Origin of the sequence: Bacillus sp. FSL W8-0640 (genome assembly GCF_038007725.1) — a bacterium.
Classification (GTDB): domain Bacteria; phylum Bacillota; class Bacilli; order Bacillales; family Bacillaceae_G; genus Bacillus_A; species Bacillus_A cereus.
On sequence record NZ_JBBOXT010000001.1, the window covers coordinates 3851167 to 3870234 of the forward strand.

Genomic DNA, 19068 nt, shown 5'->3' on the forward strand with positions numbered 1-19068 from the left:
GGAACTAGCGCGTTTTATTCTATACATAATGGAATGAAAATATTTCGCAATAACTTCATAGCAGAAAGATGGTGAAAGAGATTGCAACGCTTTATTAAATGGTTAGCAGTCATTACAAGCCTTGATTTATTAATAGTTTTATTAGGAGGCGCTTTAGTTACAAAAACAGGTTCTGGTCAAGGTTGTGGTAAATCATGGCCACTTTGTAACGGTGAATTTGTTCCATCTAATTTATCAATGGAAACTATTATTGAACTTAGCCACCGATTAACATCAGGATCAGCTGGAATTCTTGTCACTCTACTTTGTATTTTGTCCTGGAAATATTATAAACATGTGCGTGAAACAAAAACGTTAGCAATTTTATCCTTCGTATTTTTAGTTGCACAAGCATTAATGGGAGCAGCAGCAGTTGTTTGGGGACAAATGCCAGCTGTACTTGCTATCCATTTCGGTATTTCCTTAATTTCATTTGCTTCTGTCATTTTATTAACGTGTCTTATCTTTGAAATTGACCAAAAATTTGATGCACGTTCACTTATTATGGACAAAAAAATGAAATTTCATATTTATGGTGTAACAATTTACAGTTATATCGTCGTCTACACAGGTGCTTTAGTACGTCACGAACGAGCTAGCTTAGCCTGTCCAGACTTTCCTTTATGTAGCAAAAACAGACCTATGCCAACTCAACTACATGAATGGGTTCAAATGGGCCATAGAGTTGCAGCGATGTTAATTTTCGCTTGGATACTATACGCGATGATTCTCGCTATTCGCCATTACAAGCAGCAATCTGTAGTATATTGGGGATGGATTATTTCATTTATCCTTGTTACACTTCAAGCTGTAGTAGGAGTTTTAGTTGTATTTACAAACGCTAGTTTAGCAATGGCATTGTTACATTCTCTATTCATTTCTTGCTTGTTTGCCGTACTATGCTATTTAGTTATGCTAGGAACAAGAAGTAAAGTGAATGCCAAAGAAGCCGAATCAACTTCTAAACAAACAAAATAATTTAAAACTAAAATCCCTTGCCAATTCGGCAAGGGATTTTTTGCAATAAAAAAAGAGCTGTATTTACACAGCTCTTTTCTTATTTTAGTGATCTAATTCAATAAGTAAATCACCCGTTTGAATCGCATCACCATCGTTAACATATACTTTCTTCACTTTACCATTGAACGGCGCTTGAACTGTCGTTTCCATTTTCATCGCTTCTGTAATTGCCATAGAATCGCCTTTTTTCACTTCGTCGCCTTCTTTTACAACTACTTTAATTACCGTTCCTGGCATCGTTGCACTAATATGATTTGGATTCTCACGGTTTCCTTTCACACGTTGTGCAACTGTTGCTTTTACACTCTCGTCTTTCACGATAATTTCACGTGGTTGACCGTTAAATTCCAAGTAAAGAACACGGTTTCCATCCGGCTGAGGTTCTCCAATTGATACTAGTTTAACCATCAATGTTTTACCCTGTTCAATTTCTACATCAATTTCTTCACCTAGTCTCATACCATAGAAGAACGTCGGTGTATCAAGTACAGATACATTTCCATAAAGCTCAGCAACTTTTTCATAATCCATAAATACTTTTGGATATAAAGCATATGCTACTACATCAAAAATCGTTACTTCGCGTCCAAGTTTATGGAATAATTCTTCTTTTAACGCTTCGAAATCTACTGGCTCTAGTAATTCACCTGGTCTTACTGTTAATGGCTCTTTCCCTTTTAAAATAATCTTTTGTAATTCTTTCGGGAAACCACCGTACGGTTGACCTAAATCACCAGAGAACATTTCAACAACAGACCCTGGGAAGTCCATCGCATGTCCACGCTCTAAAACATCTTGTTCTGTCAGATGGTTTTGAACCATAAATAATGCCATATCACCAACAACTTTTGATGATGGTGTTACTTTTACAATATCTCCAAACATGTCATTCACACGGCGGTACATTACTTTCACTTCATCGAAGCGATCTCCTAAACCAACCGCCTTCGCTTGTTGCTGAAGATTACTATACTGCCCACCCGGCATTTCATGCATATATACCTCTGTATGAGGGGCATTCATACCACTTTCAAACGGTGCATAGTATTTGCGTACATCTTCCCAATAGTGAGATAGTTTTTCTAAAGAATCTATATTAACATCTGGTTGTCTTTCGTTTCCGCCTAACGCATAGTATAGCGTGTTCGCACTTGGTTGTGACGTTTGACCAGCCATAGAACTCACTGCTACATCGACGATATCAACACCTGCTTCAATTGCCTTCGTATACGTTAATATACCATTTCCACTCGTATCGTGCGTGTGCAGATGAATTGGAATCGACACTGTCTCTTTTAATGCAGAAACTAAATCATATGCTGCATTTGGTTTTAGTAAGCCCGCCATATCTTTAATACCTAAAATGTGAGCTCCTGATGCTTCTAACTCTTTTGCTAAATTTTTATAATAATTTAAATCATATTTACTACGCAGTGGATCATGAATATCCCCTGTGTAGCACATTGTTGCTTCTGCAATTTTACCAGTGTCTCGTACAGCGTCAATTGCAACTCTCATGCCTTCCACCCAGTTTAAACTATCAAAAATACGGAATACATCAATGCCTGCTTGAGCAGAACATTCCACAAATTTTTGAATTAAATTATCTGGATAGTTTTTGTATCCAACTGCGTTTGAAGAACGAAGTAACATTTGGAATAACACGTTCGGCATTTTTTCACGAAGATCTAGTAATCGTTCCCATGGATCTTCTTTTAAGAAACGATACGCAACATCAAACGTTGCACCGCCCCACATTTCCGCTGAGAATAGGTTCGGTAACATTCTCGCTGTTGGCTCCGCAATTTGATGTAAATCTTTTGTACGAATACGAGTTGCAAGTAATGACTGGTGTGCATCACGGAATGTTGTATCCGTTAAAAGTACACGTTTTTGATCCTGTACCCATTTTACTAATCCGTCCGCTCCACGCTCGTCCAAAATTTGTTTCGTTCCATTTTGGATTGGCTCTGAATGTTTTAAACATGGAATACGAGCATCTGGGAATATTGGTTTTTCTTTTTTCCCTACTCCTGGGAAACCATTTACTGTTACTGTACCAATGTAATTTAACATTTTCGTTCCACGGTCTTTACGTTTCGGGAACAAGAACAATTCAGGTGACGCATCGATAAATGAAGTATCATATTCTCCTGATAAGAAGTTTTTATGCTTTACTACATTCTCTAGGAATGGAATATTTGTTTTAATACCACGAATACGGAATTCTTTTAAGTTACGTTCCATTTTTGCAGCAGCTTGCTCAAAAGTAAGTGCCCAAGTTGTAACTTTTACAAGTAAAGAATCGTAGTACGGTGTAATAACTGCACCTTGGAAGCTATTCCCTGTATCAAGACGCACACCAAAACCACCACCTGATCGATACGCCATAATTTTTCCTGTATCCGGCATAAAATTATTTAGCGGATCTTCAGTTGTTACACGAGATTGAATTGCAAATCCATGTACAACTACTTCCTCTTGCTTCGGAACACCTACCATTTTGCTATGTAATGAATGTCCATCCGCTATTAAAATTTGTGATTGAACAATATCTACTCCCGTAATCATTTCTGTAATCGTATGTTCTACTTGAACACGTGGATTTACTTCAATAAAGTAAAACTCATCATCTTTTACAAGGAATTCTACTGTTCCTGCATTTAAATAGTTTACATTTTTCGTTAACTTCACAGCAGCATCACAAATACGCTGACGCAGATCATCTGAAAGTGATACACTCGGTGCAATTTCTACAACTTTTTGATGACGACGTTGTACAGAACAGTCACGCTCGTATAAATGAACAACATTGCCTTCTTCATCTGCTAAAATTTGTACTTCTATATGTTTAGGTTTTTCAACGAATTTTTCGACGTAAACTTCATCATTACCAAAAGCTGCTTTCGCTTCTGATTTCGCTCGATTATATGATTCTCCTAATTCCTCACTAGTACGCACAATACGCATACCACGACCGCCACCCCCAAGGGATGCTTTAATAATAATCGGGTAATCATACTTTTCAGCAAATTTTTCGACTTCTTCTAATGAATTTACTGGACCATCACTACCAGGTATAACTGGAATTTGTGCTAGCTGCGCTTGTGTTCTTGCTTTCACTTTATCTCCAAACATATCTAAATGCTTACTTTTCGGACCGATAAAGATAATTCCTTCTTCTTCACAACGTTTAGCGAATTGAATATTTTCTGATAAGAAACCATATCCAGGGTGGATTGCATCTACATGATTACTTTTTGCAATCTCAATAATGCCTTCAATATCTAGATAAGCATCAATTGGTTTTTTTCCTTCCCCAACTAAATAGGACTCATCGGCTTTATAGCGATGATAAGAACCACTATCCTCTTTAGAATAGATTGCAACTGTTTTTAATCCAAGTTCCGAACAAGCTCGAAACACACGAATTGCAATCTCTCCACGGTTAGCTACCAATACTTTTTGAATACGTTGCAGCTTTGTCATGATTTTCCCCCTCTACTTTCCTACCACTCTAGAGATAAAATATATACACACCTTAAAAAGCGTGAAGTTCTTCACTTTCCACATTATATTATACTTAGAAAGCTTCACTTTATTTTTATCCATCATACCTTATTTTCTAACAAATGATAAGTTTTCTGTGCAATTTGTTTCACAAAAATAGTATAGCATACCTCTTCCTTTTCTAACAACTTAATTGTATATCACATTTAACTTAATGTGATATATCTTTTAACTGAAAGAGAAATTAGTACATCATATTTAAAACTACTTAAAAATAAAAAACACATCATGCTCTAAAGCACAATGTGTTTTTATTTTACAACTACAAGATGTGGTCCATTTTGTTCTCTTTCTTTCATTACACCATTCTGTTGTTTCTCTTGTCGTTTCACGTGACTAGCAATATTAAGTAGTATTCCCATTGCAAGTAGATTAGCTATTAAGGAACTTCCACCATAACTAATAAACGGTAAAGGCACTCCAGTAAGCGGTATTAATCCAGACATACCACCAACATTAACAAAAGTTTGTACTCCTATTAAACTTGCAATTCCGATTGCAATTAAACTTCCAAAAGGATCGTTACATTTTTGAGCAATCCTGAATGAACGAATAATAATAAGTAGCAAGCAAATTAAAATAATAGCTACACCAATAAAACCTAATTCTTCAGATATAATAGCCATAATAAAATCTGTTTGAGGTTCTGGTAAATAACCATATTTTTGCACACTATTTCCTAATCCTCGACCATTTAGCCCTCCTGAAGCAATTCCAATAAAAGAATTTACTAATTGGAATCCATCATTCTGAGGATCATTGAATGGATCAAGAAAAACTGAAAAACGTGCCTTTTGATATCCACTTAATTTATAATTAGCCAAAAAATATAGAGCTGGAATCCATACTATAGAAGTTAAAACAATTCGTTTAATCCATAAATTAATCCTTACTCCTGAACAAAGAAACATAATCCCTACTGTTCCTGCAATTAACAAATCGGTACCTAAATCATTTTGCTTTAAAATTAAAAACATTGCCATTCCAACAAAACCAAGTGTAAGTCCCGACCCTTTAAAAACAGGTGTATTTGTTTCTTGTCTCCTTGCAAAAAAGCGAGCTAATATAATAATAATCGATAATTTAACAAATTCAGCGGGCTGTATACCTAATATCCAACCTTTTGCACCATTTATTTCCTTACCAAAAATCAAGGCTGCTGCTAGTAAAGCAATACTCCCTAGCCCCATCGCCGATAAAATTATTCGTTTTCTCCAAAACTTATAAGGTAACGAAGCTACAATTACTAACAATACCGTTCCAATAGCTAAAGTTATTAATTGTTTTTTAAAAAAGTAATTTGCCGGCCAGTTATGCCTCGAAATCGCAACAATGGAACTAGAACTATATACCATTATTACTCCCAGCACACATAAGATAACAAGAGGAAGTAATAATGAATAATCCATTGATTTCCATACTTTTTTCATTTCATTTCCTCTTTCTGTTTCAATTTAATTATTGTTGTATTCCATATGTACATTGATTCTTCCTGCTTTATTATACAAATAAAAAGCTCAAACTAATTTAGTTTGAGCCCCCTTATTTGAACCCGTTATTGTTGTTTGTTTGTAAATGCTTCATGAAGTGCAGATAACTCACGTTCGAGCTCACCTAACATTGCTTTCCCTTGTTCTTCTGCAATAAGACCAAGGCGAACCGCAAAATCGACCTCGCGGGATAGTCCAAACATTTGTGTGTCTAACACTTCTTCATATAATGGACATTGCGGCATTGTAAGATGGTCCATTTGCACCTTAATAAGTCTTAAAATCTTCTCTGCATCCGCTTGTAGAAGGGCTAGTGCCTTTTCCTGATGATTTGCTACTGTCTCAGACGCCAAATTGATTCCCTCCGTTTCCGTCCTACTCTCCTCTATCCTATCTATTAATATTAGCGATAGTTTTAATAAATTGCAATAGAAACATTTTTTGTGACAACAGTGTCTAATGCTATTATACTGAAAAGTGGGAGTATAACACAAATGGGGGAACAACAATGAGCGAAATTTTATTTATTAACGGAAAAGTACGTTTTCCAATCACTATTGATCCAACTGTTTGGATCTTTGATGATCGAAAAGTAGATTTGACAACTTACTTTGATGAAACTAGAGAAAACACGTCTGAACTAGAAACTTATTTAAAAAACACTTCAGAACATTGGGATCGTGAAATTCGTGATGGTGCTGCCTTCCCACCGATACAACAAAGTGTAAAGAAATATAAAAAAGAACAGCTAATTACTGGAACATTTGGTATACCCTTCCATCCATTCCTTGCTAACGCTGAAATTTTAGAGGACGCTACGCAAGTTGAAATTGAAACGGTAGATCATACAATGACACTTCCATTAGAAACTGTCAAAAATGCTATACTAGGTTTTTCAAAAGAAGGAAAGCCATTAAAAGAAGACGGACCTGTTCATCTCTATTTCAATGATGGATCTAATCAACAAAATCCAATCCGTAACATCCGTAAATTTACAATTATTTAAAGAAAAGGAGTGAGCTTAAGCTCACTCCTTTTTACAATAAATCTGCTGCTAGTTGAGCTAAATTAGATCGCTCCCCTTTAACAAACTTCACATGACCACTAATACGCTGTTCTTTAAACTTCTCTACAACATATGTTAAGCCATTATTATATTCATCTAAATATGGGTGATCAATTTGCTGAGGATCTCCCATCAATACAATCTTACTCTTTTCCCCTACCCTAGTTAATATCGTTTTCACTTCATGCTTTGTTAAATTTTGTGCTTCGTCAATGATAATGAACTGATCTGGAATACTTCTCCCGCGTATATAAGTAAGGGCTTCTACTTCAATCGAACCCATTCCAGCTAAAATAGCATCTAACTCTCCTGGCTTTTTCGTATTAAATAAATACTCTAGGTTATCAAAAATTGGCTGCATCCATGGTCTTAACTTTTCTTCTTTTTCTCCTGGTAAATAACCGATATCTTTTCCGACTGGAACAATTGGTCTTGCCACAAGTAATTTTTTATATAACCCTAAATCTTCTGTTTGCATAAGTCCCGAAGCTAACGCAAGTAACGTTTTTCCTGTGCCGGCTTTCCCCGTTAACGTTACAAGCGGAATATCTTCACGAAGCAACAATTCTAATCCCATAATTTGCTGCACATTTCGTGGTCGTATCCCCCACACTTGTTCATTGTGAAAAATAAGTTTCTTTACCTTCTTACCTAAGTGATCCACAATGCCAAGAGCAGAACTAGAGCCCCCTAATGCATCTTTCATCACTACAAACTGATTTGGGTAAAAAGGATGATTCGCAATTTCAGATAGAGGCAATTCACCTTTCTCATAAAAATAATCCAATTGTTCTTTTGATATATATCCTTCTAAAAAGCCAGAATATATATTTTCTACTTCAATTACGCGATCACTTAAATAATCTTCAGCCTTCAAACCAATTGCATCAGCTTTTACCCTTACGAGTACATCTTTACTTACTAAAATAACAGACTTCCCGTCCTCTTTTTCCTGTTCTTCTAAAGATAGATTTTTTGCTACAGCTAAAATTCGATTATCATTTGTTTTTTCTACAAAAATATCTTGTAGTTGCACGAATGAACGATGGTTCAATTCAATACGAAATGTTCCGCCGTTTTCTAGCGGGATACTTTCATGCAGCTTTCCTATTTCACGAAATTTATCTATTAACTTAGATACATAACGAGCGTTTCGTCCTACTTCATCCATATAACGTTTTTTCGAATCAACCTCTTCTAATACAACTGCTGGAATCACTACTTCATTGGTTTCAAATGAAAAAATAGATAAAGGATCCTGCAAAAGTACATTCGTATCTAACACATAAATTTTATCCAACCTGTTACCCCCTGACTCCACTTTTAAATTTGTAGAACAAGGGTTTCATCCATACAATATGGACGAACCATTGTTATAATTATATGTACCGTGTAAACGAGGTAGAATCGAAAATCATAGTCATTAAACCTTTTATTTATTCTTTATTCATTTCTATTCAATATATTACTTTTTATTATAATTATTAACGTTAAATCACAATAACCGATTACAAAAGTGAATAAACGAATTTCCTATTTAGCATCTTTATAATTCTCTTATCCCTACTAACACTTCATTATCCAGCTTTTTCGCTGCCCGAAGATCATATGTTTTTTCATATGTTGGTTCAATTGCAAGTTTCGCTCCATAAAACATAACATCACGCACTTCTTGCACATTTACTTCTATTACAGTTAATTTTAGAGAAATACCTTCCATTCTATCTGTCAAAATTTCACCTGCACCACTTATAGAAAATACGGATTCATTCGCCATTATAGTCAATACCACACCTGTATTATGCCGTATATTTTCCACAATACGTGAACGTTGATCTACTGCAAATCGAATACTAGTTTTACTCACTGCATACACCCAAGAAATAGCACTTACGTTAGGAACTTGCTTTTCGAAATCTGTCGTTGCTATCATAACAATACACTCTTTACGCAACGTTTGTACTAAATCCTCTGTTAAGGTAGGCTCTACTACATTCGCCATATTTTCACCTCCAAACATACTTGGTATATCCTTATCATAACTTATTTTTTGAATTGCGAAAATATTATTTTTTCCCACTATTATTCAAAAACATTATACTTCCATGATATACTTATACTGATAGAATTCGTATTGAGGTGACGAAATGAGAGTCAAATGTATGATTTGTGATAAAAAAGATATGTTAGATGATGAAAATCCTATGGCAAAAAAACTGCGTAATCGCCCTATTCATACATATATGTGCATGGAATGTTCGGAACGAATTGCAGAGCGTACAATGGAACGTCATGCAAGTGGTAATTTCCGATTATATCGTGATAAAAAAATCGAAGATGATTGGTAAAATGTAAATAAGTCCTTACTCATATAGATAAGGACTTATTTATATTTTTCTGGTTCACGATTCATCTGATCCAAAAAACAATCAATGGCTTCTAACGGAAACCTTGCAGATTTCCGTTCTCCATTCATTTCATATGTAATTAAATACATTTCCTCGTTCTTTTCGACTTCCACATTTCTTAATTTATGTTCTTCATATATCATATTTTGAAATAACAAATATGTTTCTTTTGCAGCACTATCATCTGGGCGTGCTTCCGCAACTGTTTTAATTGTTAACCAATTATATAGTGCATCTTGTACTGAACGCATGAAAACTCCCCTTCCTTATCCTGCTTTTTGTTGTTTCGCTTGACGCAAACGCAATCTATAAATTCCAAGTACAATTGCCGCTACAACAAGTCCTTCTCCAACAGGTAAAAACACAGCAAAAAAGGTTAATACTGTGCATCCAATTGCTAATGATATGTATATCACAATATTTTTTAGTACAGACAACTTTCTAGCAAACCCTAAATTATAAACGAGAGCACTTAATATAATAATCGTCCCATAAAGTAACCACATTCCTAACTCTGGATTTTCATCTACCTTACACAATTTTGCAAAAAAAGACATCCTTTCTAACACACTCTTCCCCCCTAGCAGTAAAATGCAATTTTCTTTATACACTTAATACAAGAGTAACTCGCAAAAAAAATACTGTCCACAAAAATGAGTAAATATTCTAAAAAATAAACAAAATAAAAAAACAACGCCCTTTATAAAGGGCGTTGTTTTTTTATTTTTACGCTTCGACAGATTTCTTTTTCTTAGCAGCTCTTTCGCGCTCACTCTTATCAAGAATCTTTTTACGTAGACGAATTGATTCTGGAGTTACTTCACAGAACTCGTCATCGTTTAAGTACTCTAATGATTCTTCTAAAGTCATTAGGCGTGGTTTCTTCATTGTTGAAGTTTGATCTTTCGTCGCAGAACGAATGTTAGTTTGTTGTTTCATTTTCACAACGTTAACTGTTAAGTCATTCTCACGAGTGTGTTCTCCTACAATCATACCAGCATATACTTCTGTACCTGGTTCAACGAAGATTACACCACGGTCTTCAACTTGCATAATACCGTATTGTGATGCTTTTCCTGTTTCAAGTGAAACTAGAACACCTTGACGACGTCCACCAACTTGTCCAGCGTGTACTGGTTGGTAGCAATCGAATGTATGGTTTAAAATACCGTAACCACGAGTTAATGTTAAGAATTCTGTTGTGTAACCAATTAAACCACGTGCTGGAACCATGAAAGTAAGGCGAACTTGACCGTTTCCGTTATTCACCATATCTAACATTTCACCTTTACGTGCACCCATAGATTCCATAATAGAACCAGTGTATTCTTCAGGTACATCGATTTGTACACGCTCTACAGGCTCACATCTTACGCCATCAACTTCTTTAATGATTACTTCTGGCTTAGATACTTGTAATTCATAACCTTCACGACGCATGTTTTCAATTAAGATAGATAAATGTAGTTCCCCACGTCCAGATACGATCCACGCATCAGGAGAATCTGTATTATCTACACGTAAACTTACATCTGTTTCTAATTGTGAACGAAGACGCTCTTCAATTTTACGAGATGTAATGTATTTACCTTCACGACCTGCAAATGGGCTGTTATTTACAAGGAACGTCATTTGTAGTGTTGGCTCATCAATACGTAATAATGGTAACGCATCTTGATGTTCAACTGGACATACTGTTTCACCTACGTTAATGTCTTCCATACCAGAAACGGCTACTAAGTCCCCTGCTTTTGCTTCTTCAATTTCTTGACGTTTTAATCCCATGTAACCGAATAATTTCGTTACGCGGAATTGCTTCACACTTCCGTCTACTTTCATTAAAGCAACTTGTTGTCCAACCTTCATTGTACCGCGGAATACGCGACCAACTCCAATACGTCCAACGTAGTCGTTGTAATCAAGAAGTGCTACTTGGAATTGAAGTGGCTCTTCGCTGTTATCAATTGGTGCTGGAATATGTTCGATAATTGTATCGAATAATGATTTCATATTCTCTTCTTGATTTGCTGGGTTTGAATCTAAGCTTGCTGTTCCGTTCATTGCTGATGCAAATACAACTGGGAACTCTAATTGATCTTCGTTTGCACCAAGCTCAATGAATAAGTCGATTACTTCATCAACTACTTCATCTGGACGAGCGAAGTCACGGTCAATTTTGTTTACAACTACGATTGGAGTTAAGTTTTGCTCAAGAGCTTTCTTTAAAACAAATCGTGTTTGTGGCATACAACCTTCATATGCATCAACAACAAGTAAAACACCATCAACCATTTTCATGATACGTTCTACTTCTCCACCGAAGTCAGCGTGACCAGGTGTATCTAAAATGTTAATTCTTTTATCTTCATAGTGAATCGCTGTATTTTTCGCTAAAATTGTAATACCGCGTTCTCTTTCTAGATCATTTGAATCCATTGCGCGTTCTTCAACGTGTTCGTTCGCACGGAAAGTCCCCGCTTGACGTAATAACTGGTCAACAAGTGTTGTTTTACCATGGTCAACGTGGGCAATAATTGCTATATTACGTAAATCTTGTCGTTTTTTCAACATGTCCAACTCCTAATGTCTTTTTAATCCTTCTCTATTATAAGAGCGAAGGGGATACAATAGCAATTAAAATAAAAGCAAGAATGAAAATATAGTTGTATTCTTACTTTTGTGAAAGTAAAATGAGATTGGAGGGTGAAGAAATGGAACACATTCAATATCGCTTTTTATTAACTGCAATTATCGGTGTTATTTTCTTAATCGGTATCGGCATTATGATTGCTGAAAATAGTCCAATCGGTATTATTATTTGCATTATCGGCACATTTGTTACAGTTGGATACGGTTTTGTAACAAAAAGAAAAATGCGCAAATCACAATAACGCTAAAAAGTAAGAAGCTTATACACAGCCTCTTACTTTTTTTGTTGCTCTCATATAAACGATAACACTTCTTCATACACTCCTGGTTTTGCAACTAACACACTGCTCTTCTCTATGATAGAAAGTGGCGCTCCAGAGAATGTCGTCACCTTACCTCCAACTTCTTCTACAATTATCTTTCCTCCGCCAAAATCCCATGGTGATAATCTCGGCGTTACATATGCATCTATTCTTCCTGTTGCAACGTATACCATCTCTAACGCTGCACAGCCATATGATCTTGTGCCTCTTGCTTTCTTAACAAGTGCCATCATACTTTCCATATTAAGCAATGGATTATCTGTAAGCCATATCGCATTTAAAGCTACAATACCTTGCTCTACAGTTCCTTTTTTCAGTGGAGGAATTGATATATCATTACAAAAAGCTCCATATCCCTTGACTGCATGATATAGTTCATCATGCACTGGATCATATATAAGTCCAATCTTTCCGATACCGTTCTCATAAATCCCAATTGAAATCGCAAAATTTCTTTTTTGATGAACAAAGTTCATCGTGCCGTCAATTGGATCAATTAACCAAACAACCCCGTCAGAAGACGTTATCTCGTCTCCATAACCCTCTTCTCCTAAAATATTATGATTCGGGAATGTTTCTTTAATTTTCCCAATTAAAAACTGTTCTATCTCTCGGTCCATATTTGTAACTAAGTCAGCTGCATTTGATTTTGTTTCTATAATAAGTGCTTTTTTCATTGATGCCATTAAATGTTCTCCTGCATCCCGAATCCACCGTTTGGCGTGTGCATCAATGTCTTTCCATACTTCTTGCATGTTTAAACACTCCGATCTATACTGTTCACAGAAAAAACGAACCCTTTATAAGGTTCGCACCAACTAATTTTTTATACATATACTATTATTACGCTTCTAAACGAATCATTTCAAGTCTTAACACTTCTAACTTTTGTACACACTCTTCTTTTTTCTGTTTGTCATCTTCCATCATCGCATCATATAAAGTTGCTAATTCATAATCTAGCTCCAAACGTAGCACCGGTATTCTCTTTTCAGCATCTGTTCTCTTTAACGCATTAATCACCTGTCTCATATTATTTGCCTCCTCCCAATATTCGTCTGCCCTCGGACTAGAGTTAATTCAATTTTCTGATTTTTTGTTTTATACTATACTATGTTGGATAAATCATCTATGCAACAAAATTATATTTTTTTATTTAAATTTTTTTGTGCTGTTTTTTTTATGAATAGTACAAGCTATGCTAAAATAAAAGCAAAATAGGAGTTGGAGGAACAATCATGACAATACAAACATTCAAGTCAACTGATTTTGATGTCTTTACAGTTGATGGTCTCGAAGAACGAATGAGTGCAATTAAAACGAACATTCATCCTAAGCTAGAAGCTTTAGGGGAACAATTTGCAGAATACTTATCCAAACAAACTGATGAGAACTTTTTTTATCATGTTGCAAAACACGCACGCCGCAAAGTCAATCCACCAAACGATACTTGGGTTGCTTTTTCAACAAATAAACGAGGATATAAAATGCTACCGCATTTCCAAATCGGCTTATGGGGTACTCATGCCTTCATATACTTTGGTTTAATCTATGAGTGTCCACAAAAAGTTGAGACGGCTCATGCCTTCTTAGAACATTTAAATGATTTAAAAACAAATATTCCAAATGACTTCGTTTGGTCCATTGACCATACTAAACCAAGTGTGAAATTACATAAAACACTTGAAACCGAAGACTTACAAAAGATGATTGAACGATTAGCTACTGTAAAAAAAGCAGAATTATTAGTTGGTATTCATATATCACCAGAGGAGTTTTCAGCAATGACCAACGAACAATTCCTTGCTAAGATTGAATCTACGATGCAATCACTCCTTCCTTTATATGCACTGTGTAATCGATAGTAGAAAACGGACAATTTATATTGTCCGTTTTTAGTTGTTATCACATTATATCACTTCAGTTTTTATTTTTCAAAATATTTTTTACATTTTTACGAGCTTTTGTTCTTCGACTTCTTTTGCCCTTTGAATAGCACGATATATAGAGTATCCACTTACTTCTTGAAATTCTTTATCAATTTTCTTTTCTTCTGCTTTCGATGGAACAATCTCTTTAAAACGACGATATAAACCCATTAACTCTTCTCTTATAATCCCTTTTTCATAAGCTTTCTCAATCGCTTCATAAAACTTAACAATTGTAACCATTTCCTCATTTGACCAATCATAATCTAACGGATATTGATATTCCATTTCGCACCTCATTTATCATTTCTTCTTGTTTCATTATGCTATCTTAAAGAGAATATTTTATTCTTCATTATAGCCACTCTGCATTATACACTATTTATTCATTTTAATGGAATTGTCTTCCTCTATTCATTAGTTGAGGCTAACTATTAAACATACTCACCTTAAAAACATTTTTTTCTATACATCTATAATTATTGGTGATATAATGCTTTTGTTTTATAGAAAATAAAGTGAAGCTACCATCTCAAAAACGATTTTTTGAATGGCAGAAAAACAAGCCTTATTCTAAAAAAGGCTACACTTTTTTAGAGCAGGATTATATAAAACAAATTACACTAAATATTATGAAGAAGAAGGGGTGTATAGATTGTCCCAATACGAAACACCATTGTTTACCGCTTTAGTTGAGCACAGTAAGCGAAATCCAATTCAATTCCATATTCCTGGTCATAAAAAAGGACAGGGCATGGATCCTACATTTCGCGAATTTATTGGGCATAATGCATTAGCAATTGATTTAATTAATATTGCGCCACTCGATGATTTACATCATCCAAAAGGTATGATTAAAGAAGCACAGGATTTAGCAGCCGCTGCATTCGGTGCAGATCATACTTTCTTTTCTATTCAAGGTACAAGTGGCGCTATTATGACAATGGTGATGAGCGTTTGCGGTCCTGGTGACAAAATCCTAGTACCACGAAACGTGCATAAATCAGTAATGTCAGCTATTATTTTCTCAGGTGCAAAACCGATTTTCATGCATCCTGAAATCGATCCGAAGCTCGGTATTTCTCATGGAATCACAATTCAATCTGTCAAAAAAGCACTTGAAGAGCACTCAGATGCAAAGGGCTTACTTGTTATTAACCCAACGTACTTTGGGTTTGCTGCAGACTTAGAACAGATTGTACAATTAGCACATTCTTATGACATCCCTGTACTAGTCGACGAGGCTCATGGTGTTCATATTCATTTTCACGATGAATTACCTATGTCAGCGATGCAAGCTGGTGCGGATATGGCAGCAACAAGTGTTCACAAATTAGGAGGCTCTTTAACTCAAAGTTCTATTCTTAATGTGAAAGAAGGCTTAGTGAATGTAAAGCATGTCCAATCTATTATTAGTATGCTTACAACTACATCAACTTCTTACATCTTGTTAGCATCCCTTGATGTTGCGAGAAAACGTCTTGCTACAGAAGGAACAGCACTCATAGAACAAACAATACAATTAGCTGAGCATGTTCGTGATGCTATAAATTCTATTGAGCATCTTTACTGTCCTGGAAAAGAAATGTTAGGTACAGATGCTACCTTTAACTATGATCCTACAAAGATAATTGTATCTGTAAAAGATTTAGGTATTACCGGCCACCAAGCTGAAGTATGGCTTAGAGAGCAATATAACATTGAAGTAGAACTCTCAGATCTATACAACATACTATGTCTTATCACTTTGGGAGATACAGAAAGTGATACAAATACACTTATTGCAGCTTTACACGATTTAGCAGCAACATTTAGAAATAGGGCAGATAAAGGTGTTCAAGTACAAGTAGAGATTCCAGAAATTCCAGTGCTAGCACTTTCTCCTCGAGATGCTTTTTATTCGGAAACAGAAGTCATCCCATTTGAAAATGCAGCGGGTCGTATTATAGCTGATTTTGTTATGGTTTATCCGCCAGGGATTCCAATCTTTACTCCGGGGGAAATTATTACACAAGAAAACTTAGAGTATATTCGGAAAAACTTAGAAGCAGGTTTACCTGTACAAGGTCCTGAAGATATGACATTACAAACATTACGTGTTATTAAAGAGTACAAGCCTATCAGTTGATAGGCTTTTTTTTCACCTTTTTTCCTTTTCTTCATACGATACTTAAGAATGTAACGTATAGGTGGGGATACTATTATGATTGTAATAGGCCGTTCTATTGTACATCCTTATATTACAAATGAATATGAGCCATTTGCAGCAGAGAAACAACAAATTTTATCAATAATGGCAGGAAATCAAGAAGTTTATTCCTTCCGAACAGCTGATGAACTCAGCTTTGATCTCAATTTACGAGTTAATATTATTATCTCTGCACTAGAGCTTTTTCAAAGTGGATTTCAGTTTCGCACATTTCAACAATCCTTTTGCAACCCCCAGTATTGGAAAAGAACATCCCTTGGAGGATTCGAGCTTCTTCCAAACATACCATCTTCTATTGCCATACAAGATATTTTTAAAAATGGAAAACTATATGGAACTGAATGCGCAACCGCTATGATCATTATTTTTTATAAAGCTTTACTATCATTGTATGAGGAAGAAACTTTCAATCGTCTATTTGCAAATCTTTTACTTTATACATGGGACTACGATCAAGATCTAAGGCTCATAACAAAAAACGGTGGCGATCTTGTTCCAGGTGACCTCGTTTACTTTAAAAACCCACAAGTGAATCCAGCTACGATTGAGTGGCAAGGAGAAAACACAATCTATTTAGGAAATTTCTTTTTTTACGGACATGGCGTGGGTGTAAAAACAAAAGAAGAAATTATTTATTCATTAAATGAACGAAGAGTCCCTTACGCTTTTATTTCAGCTTTCTTGACTGATACTATTACCCGTATCGATAGCCGTATAATGAGCCAATATGCTTCTTCTAGTACACCACATACATCCATAAGCTTTATTCCAATTAGAGATGATGCAATCGTTGCAACAGTTGGTCATACAACTACAATTTATTAAAAAAGCGCCTACACATGTAGGCGCTTTTTCTTATTATTAAGCTTTTGTATGTTCTTTATGGTCACATTCGCAATGAGATCCACATTTCCCGTATAGTACTGTTGATTTTTCATCTTCAAAATGTCCAATTGTTCCTTCACATACTTGGCATACGATTGTTCCCATTTTCATTTCCCCCTGAGTTTTAATAGTAATCTATTTATTTATCATTAAGCTTTCGCATTATCTTTTCTAGCACAGTCACAATTTGTTCCACATTTTCCGTAAAGTACCGTCGTTTTCTCATCTTCAAAATGTCCGATTGTTCCTTCACATACTTGGCATACGATTGTTCCCATTTTCATTTCCCCCTAAGTTTATGGTCCTAAAAACTTTTAGCTGTCCATTTCCTATCAATTATTGGGCTTTTGTATGCTCTGTGTGATCACATCCGCAAGATCCACATTTCCCGTAAAGTACCGTTACTTTCTCATCTTCGAAGTGTGCAATTGTACCTTCACAATCTTGACATACGATTGTTCCCATTTTTCATTTCCCCCTAAGTTTATAATCCCAAAAACTTTTTGTAACCGCTTAACTTTCTGTCTTTATTTTAATATGTTATACTTTTTACGTCAATAGGTTTTTAGTATAACACATTAAATATTTTTAATTTAAATTAGTATGCGATATTAAAATAAAAAAACAGCCATATTTATAAGTACGACTGTTTCACATTAATTATTCTTCATATTCCGCATGTAAAGAAGTTGACGGAACTAGAAATTTGAAAAACTGAGCTAACTCCTTTGCTTCCTCTTCTGATCCTAATTTAAAAATCTCCTGTATATATTGAACATTCTCTACATCATCTCGTCCGAGTAAAGTAGACCTTCCTGTTTGCATACAAACAATGAGCGGCTTTCCAAAAAACATATTTGTATAAATAACACCAAAATCATAACGTGTATCATGTGTCATAAACCCTAAAAATCGTACCTTCACACTTTCATGCTCATCATACAATTTTTCAAACATTGGTTTCCACCTTTCTACATCACGTTTCATTAATAGTATATTAAACAAAACATGTAATACTCCTTTTAATTGTCAAAAAATTCAGTAGGATGTAGAATGATAGTATTCTACTAAGCTAGGGGGAACTTATATGCAACACGCCTTTATTACGCTTGTACCGAAATCCAACCAACAATCAGTTTCAATAGATGATATAAAACAACTTTTTCATTATTATAAAACAGTTACTTCTAAAACTGGTGCCCAAATTAATTACACGTATACAAATACCGCTTTTCCTTATGAAATTTTAGATACATCTACAACAACATTAAAACTTCAATCCACTCACGACCGGTATGACTCAATTTATATTGGTGTTGGTATAGAAAATGAACAATCTTTCATCCAAGTTTCTTTACCACCTAATGCAACATTTGGTGACAAAGGGAAAGCAAATGAATTTTGCCGTTTTTTAGCGAAGAAATTAGAAGGAGAGTTACAATTATTTAATGGAAGAACAATGTATTTTTATAAACGCTAAT

Annotated in this window: 23 protein-coding genes; 8 read left to right on the forward strand and 15 right to left on the reverse strand. The window is 35.2% G+C overall.

Annotated features, from left to right (window positions below; translation table 11 throughout):
- Nucleotides 1-81 precede the first annotated feature (81 nt).
- Nucleotides 82-1017 (forward strand): heme A synthase, encoded by a 936-nt coding sequence (ctaA, locus tag N2V80_RS19725; protein WP_001188747.1) that lies wholly within the window; start codon nt 82-84, stop codon nt 1015-1017.
- Between the two features lie 84 nt (nt 1018-1101).
- On the opposite strand, the gene pyc is transcribed toward ctaA, so the two are convergent.
- From pyc to N2V80_RS19740, 3 genes are all read right to left on the reverse strand, one after another.
- Nucleotides 1102-4548 (reverse strand): pyruvate carboxylase, encoded by a 3447-nt coding sequence (pyc, locus tag N2V80_RS19730; protein WP_000164087.1) that lies wholly within the window; start codon nt 4546-4548, stop codon nt 1102-1104.
- 332 nt (nt 4549-4880) lie between these two features.
- The gene (locus tag N2V80_RS19735) at nt 4881-6059 is read right to left on the reverse strand and encodes an FtsW/RodA/SpoVE family cell cycle protein (RefSeq protein ID WP_000758413.1); all 1179 of its coding nucleotides are present in this window, start codon (nt 6057-6059) and stop codon (nt 4881-4883) included.
- Between the two features lie 125 nt (nt 6060-6184).
- A complete protein-coding gene (locus tag N2V80_RS19740; RefSeq protein WP_000135694.1) occupies nt 6185-6472 on the reverse strand; it encodes a YlaN family protein in 288 nt (95 codons plus the stop codon).
- Between the two features lie 155 nt (nt 6473-6627).
- On the opposite strand from N2V80_RS19740, the gene N2V80_RS19745 reads away from it, so the two are divergent.
- Nucleotides 6628-7125, forward strand: coding sequence for a hypothetical protein (locus N2V80_RS19745; protein ID WP_001289809.1), 498 nt, complete (start codon nt 6628-6630; stop codon nt 7123-7125).
- A gap of 31 nt (nt 7126-7156) precedes the next feature.
- Here N2V80_RS19745 and N2V80_RS19750 read toward each other — a convergent pair whose 3' ends face one another.
- Both N2V80_RS19750 and N2V80_RS19755 read right to left on the reverse strand, forming a co-directional pair.
- The gene (locus tag N2V80_RS19750; protein WP_000358083.1) at nt 7157-8485 is read right to left on the reverse strand and encodes a PhoH family protein; all 1329 of its coding nucleotides are present in this window, start codon (nt 8483-8485) and stop codon (nt 7157-7159) included.
- Between the two features lie 246 nt (nt 8486-8731).
- A complete protein-coding gene (locus tag N2V80_RS19755; RefSeq protein WP_000024597.1) occupies nt 8732-9187 on the reverse strand; it encodes a pyridoxamine 5'-phosphate oxidase family protein in 456 nt (151 codons plus the stop codon).
- A 145-nt stretch (nt 9188-9332) separates the two neighbouring features.
- Between N2V80_RS19755 and N2V80_RS19760 the strand changes: the two genes are divergently transcribed.
- Nucleotides 9333-9533 (forward strand): YlaI family protein, encoded by a 201-nt coding sequence (locus tag N2V80_RS19760; RefSeq protein ID WP_002082250.1) that lies wholly within the window; start codon nt 9333-9335, stop codon nt 9531-9533.
- A 35-nt stretch (nt 9534-9568) separates the two neighbouring features.
- On the opposite strand, the gene N2V80_RS19765 is transcribed toward N2V80_RS19760, so the two are convergent.
- From N2V80_RS19765 to typA, 3 genes are all read right to left on the reverse strand, one after another.
- Nucleotides 9569-9844, reverse strand: coding sequence for a hypothetical protein (locus N2V80_RS19765; protein WP_001258147.1), 276 nt, complete (start codon nt 9842-9844; stop codon nt 9569-9571).
- 15 nt (nt 9845-9859) lie between these two features.
- A complete protein-coding gene (locus N2V80_RS19770) occupies nt 9860-10162 on the reverse strand; it encodes a YlaH-like family protein (protein ID WP_000893662.1) in 303 nt (100 codons plus the stop codon).
- Between the two features lie 157 nt (nt 10163-10319).
- Entirely contained in the window at nt 10320-12164 is a 1845-nt protein-coding gene (gene typA / locus N2V80_RS19775) for a translational GTPase TypA (RefSeq protein ID WP_000914762.1), read from the reverse strand.
- 140 nt (nt 12165-12304) lie between these two features.
- Between typA and N2V80_RS19780 the strand changes: the two genes are divergently transcribed.
- Nucleotides 12305-12484: a DUF5325 family protein gene (locus N2V80_RS19780; RefSeq protein ID WP_000400127.1), complete on the forward strand. Its 180-nt coding sequence runs from the start codon at nt 12305-12307 to the stop codon at nt 12482-12484.
- A 50-nt stretch (nt 12485-12534) separates the two neighbouring features.
- On the opposite strand, the gene N2V80_RS19785 is transcribed toward N2V80_RS19780, so the two are convergent.
- Both N2V80_RS19785 and N2V80_RS19790 read right to left on the reverse strand, forming a co-directional pair.
- Nucleotides 12535-13320, reverse strand: coding sequence for an inositol monophosphatase family protein (locus N2V80_RS19785; RefSeq protein ID WP_001158704.1), 786 nt, complete (start codon nt 13318-13320; stop codon nt 12535-12537).
- An 88-nt stretch (nt 13321-13408) separates the two neighbouring features.
- The gene (locus N2V80_RS19790) at nt 13409-13597 is read right to left on the reverse strand and encodes a hypothetical protein (RefSeq protein WP_001250164.1); all 189 of its coding nucleotides are present in this window, start codon (nt 13595-13597) and stop codon (nt 13409-13411) included.
- 206 nt (nt 13598-13803) lie between these two features.
- Between N2V80_RS19790 and N2V80_RS19795 the strand changes: the two genes are divergently transcribed.
- Nucleotides 13804-14430, forward strand: coding sequence for a YktB family protein (locus N2V80_RS19795; RefSeq protein ID WP_000155317.1), 627 nt, complete (start codon nt 13804-13806; stop codon nt 14428-14430).
- A gap of 81 nt (nt 14431-14511) precedes the next feature.
- On the opposite strand, the gene N2V80_RS19800 is transcribed toward N2V80_RS19795, so the two are convergent.
- Nucleotides 14512-14781: a UPF0223 family protein gene (locus N2V80_RS19800; RefSeq protein ID WP_000456552.1), complete on the reverse strand. Its 270-nt coding sequence runs from the start codon at nt 14779-14781 to the stop codon at nt 14512-14514.
- A 367-nt stretch (nt 14782-15148) separates the two neighbouring features.
- Here N2V80_RS19800 and speA point away from each other — a divergent pair, with 367 nt between their 5' ends.
- Nucleotides 15149-16621: an arginine decarboxylase gene (gene speA, locus N2V80_RS19805; RefSeq protein ID WP_000084898.1), complete on the forward strand. Its 1473-nt coding sequence runs from the start codon at nt 15149-15151 to the stop codon at nt 16619-16621.
- A 75-nt stretch (nt 16622-16696) separates the two neighbouring features.
- The gene (locus tag N2V80_RS19810) at nt 16697-17527 is read left to right on the forward strand and encodes a protein-glutamine gamma-glutamyltransferase (RefSeq protein ID WP_000635340.1); all 831 of its coding nucleotides are present in this window, start codon (nt 16697-16699) and stop codon (nt 17525-17527) included.
- A 36-nt stretch (nt 17528-17563) separates the two neighbouring features.
- On the opposite strand, the gene N2V80_RS19815 is transcribed toward N2V80_RS19810, so the two are convergent.
- The 4 genes from N2V80_RS19815 to N2V80_RS19830 form a co-directional block, all read right to left on the reverse strand.
- A complete protein-coding gene (locus N2V80_RS19815; RefSeq protein ID WP_000536796.1) occupies nt 17564-17692 on the reverse strand; it encodes a GapA-binding peptide SR1P in 129 nt (42 codons plus the stop codon).
- Between the two features lie 44 nt (nt 17693-17736).
- Nucleotides 17737-17865, reverse strand: coding sequence for a GapA-binding peptide SR1P (locus N2V80_RS19820; RefSeq protein ID WP_000536803.1), 129 nt, complete (start codon nt 17863-17865; stop codon nt 17737-17739).
- A gap of 58 nt (nt 17866-17923) precedes the next feature.
- Nucleotides 17924-18052 (reverse strand): GapA-binding peptide SR1P, encoded by a 129-nt coding sequence (locus N2V80_RS19825; RefSeq protein WP_000536778.1) that lies wholly within the window; start codon nt 18050-18052, stop codon nt 17924-17926.
- Nucleotides 18053-18247: 195 nt separating this feature from the next.
- Nucleotides 18248-18544: a DUF3055 domain-containing protein gene (locus tag N2V80_RS19830; RefSeq protein WP_000462038.1), complete on the reverse strand. Its 297-nt coding sequence runs from the start codon at nt 18542-18544 to the stop codon at nt 18248-18250.
- Nucleotides 18545-18674: 130 nt separating this feature from the next.
- Here N2V80_RS19830 and N2V80_RS19835 point away from each other — a divergent pair, with 130 nt between their 5' ends.
- Nucleotides 18675-19067, forward strand: coding sequence for a DUF1885 family protein (locus tag N2V80_RS19835; protein WP_001163302.1), 393 nt, complete (start codon nt 18675-18677; stop codon nt 19065-19067).
- The last annotated feature ends 1 nt before the right edge of the window (nt 19068 follow it).

Excerpts from the sequence above, each read along its gene's own strand:
- pyc (WP_000164087.1), bottom strand. The coding sequence starts at position 4,548 with ATGACAAAGCTGCAACGTATTCAAAAAGTATTGGTAGCTAACCGTGGA.
- N2V80_RS19735 (WP_000758413.1), bottom strand. The coding sequence starts at position 6,059 with ATGAAAAAAGTATGGAAATCAATGGATTATTCATTATTACTTCCTCTT.
- N2V80_RS19745 (WP_001289809.1), top strand. The coding sequence starts at position 6,628 with ATGAGCGAAATTTTATTTATTAACGGAAAAGTACGTTTTCCAATCACT.
- N2V80_RS19755 (WP_000024597.1), bottom strand. The coding sequence starts at position 9,187 with ATGGCGAATGTAGTAGAGCCTACCTTAACAGAGGATTTAGTACAAACG.
- N2V80_RS19760 (WP_002082250.1), top strand. The coding sequence starts at position 9,333 with ATGAGAGTCAAATGTATGATTTGTGATAAAAAAGATATGTTAGATGAT.
- N2V80_RS19765 (WP_001258147.1), bottom strand. The coding sequence starts at position 9,844 with ATGCGTTCAGTACAAGATGCACTATATAATTGGTTAACAATTAAAACA.
- typA (WP_000914762.1), bottom strand. The coding sequence starts at position 12,164 with ATGTTGAAAAAACGACAAGATTTACGTAATATAGCAATTATTGCCCAC.
- N2V80_RS19780 (WP_000400127.1), top strand. The coding sequence starts at position 12,305 with ATGGAACACATTCAATATCGCTTTTTATTAACTGCAATTATCGGTGTT.
- N2V80_RS19785 (WP_001158704.1), bottom strand. The coding sequence starts at position 13,320 with ATGCAAGAAGTATGGAAAGACATTGATGCACACGCCAAACGGTGGATT.
- N2V80_RS19790 (WP_001250164.1), bottom strand. The coding sequence starts at position 13,597 with ATGAGACAGGTGATTAATGCGTTAAAGAGAACAGATGCTGAAAAGAGA.
- N2V80_RS19795 (WP_000155317.1), top strand. The coding sequence starts at position 13,804 with ATGACAATACAAACATTCAAGTCAACTGATTTTGATGTCTTTACAGTT.
- N2V80_RS19800 (WP_000456552.1), bottom strand. The coding sequence starts at position 14,781 with ATGGAATATCAATATCCGTTAGATTATGATTGGTCAAATGAGGAAATG.
- N2V80_RS19810 (WP_000635340.1), top strand. The coding sequence starts at position 16,697 with ATGATTGTAATAGGCCGTTCTATTGTACATCCTTATATTACAAATGAA.
- N2V80_RS19815 (WP_000536796.1), bottom strand. The coding sequence starts at position 17,692 with ATGGGAACAATCGTATGCCAAGTATGTGAAGGAACAATTGGACATTTT.
- N2V80_RS19820 (WP_000536803.1), bottom strand. The coding sequence starts at position 17,865 with ATGGGAACAATCGTATGCCAAGTATGTGAAGGAACAATCGGACATTTT.
- N2V80_RS19825 (WP_000536778.1), bottom strand. The coding sequence starts at position 18,052 with ATGGGAACAATCGTATGTCAAGATTGTGAAGGTACAATTGCACACTTC.
- N2V80_RS19830 (WP_000462038.1), bottom strand. The coding sequence starts at position 18,544 with ATGTTTGAAAAATTGTATGATGAGCATGAAAGTGTGAAGGTACGATTT.
- N2V80_RS19835 (WP_001163302.1), top strand. The coding sequence starts at position 18,675 with ATGCAACACGCCTTTATTACGCTTGTACCGAAATCCAACCAACAATCA.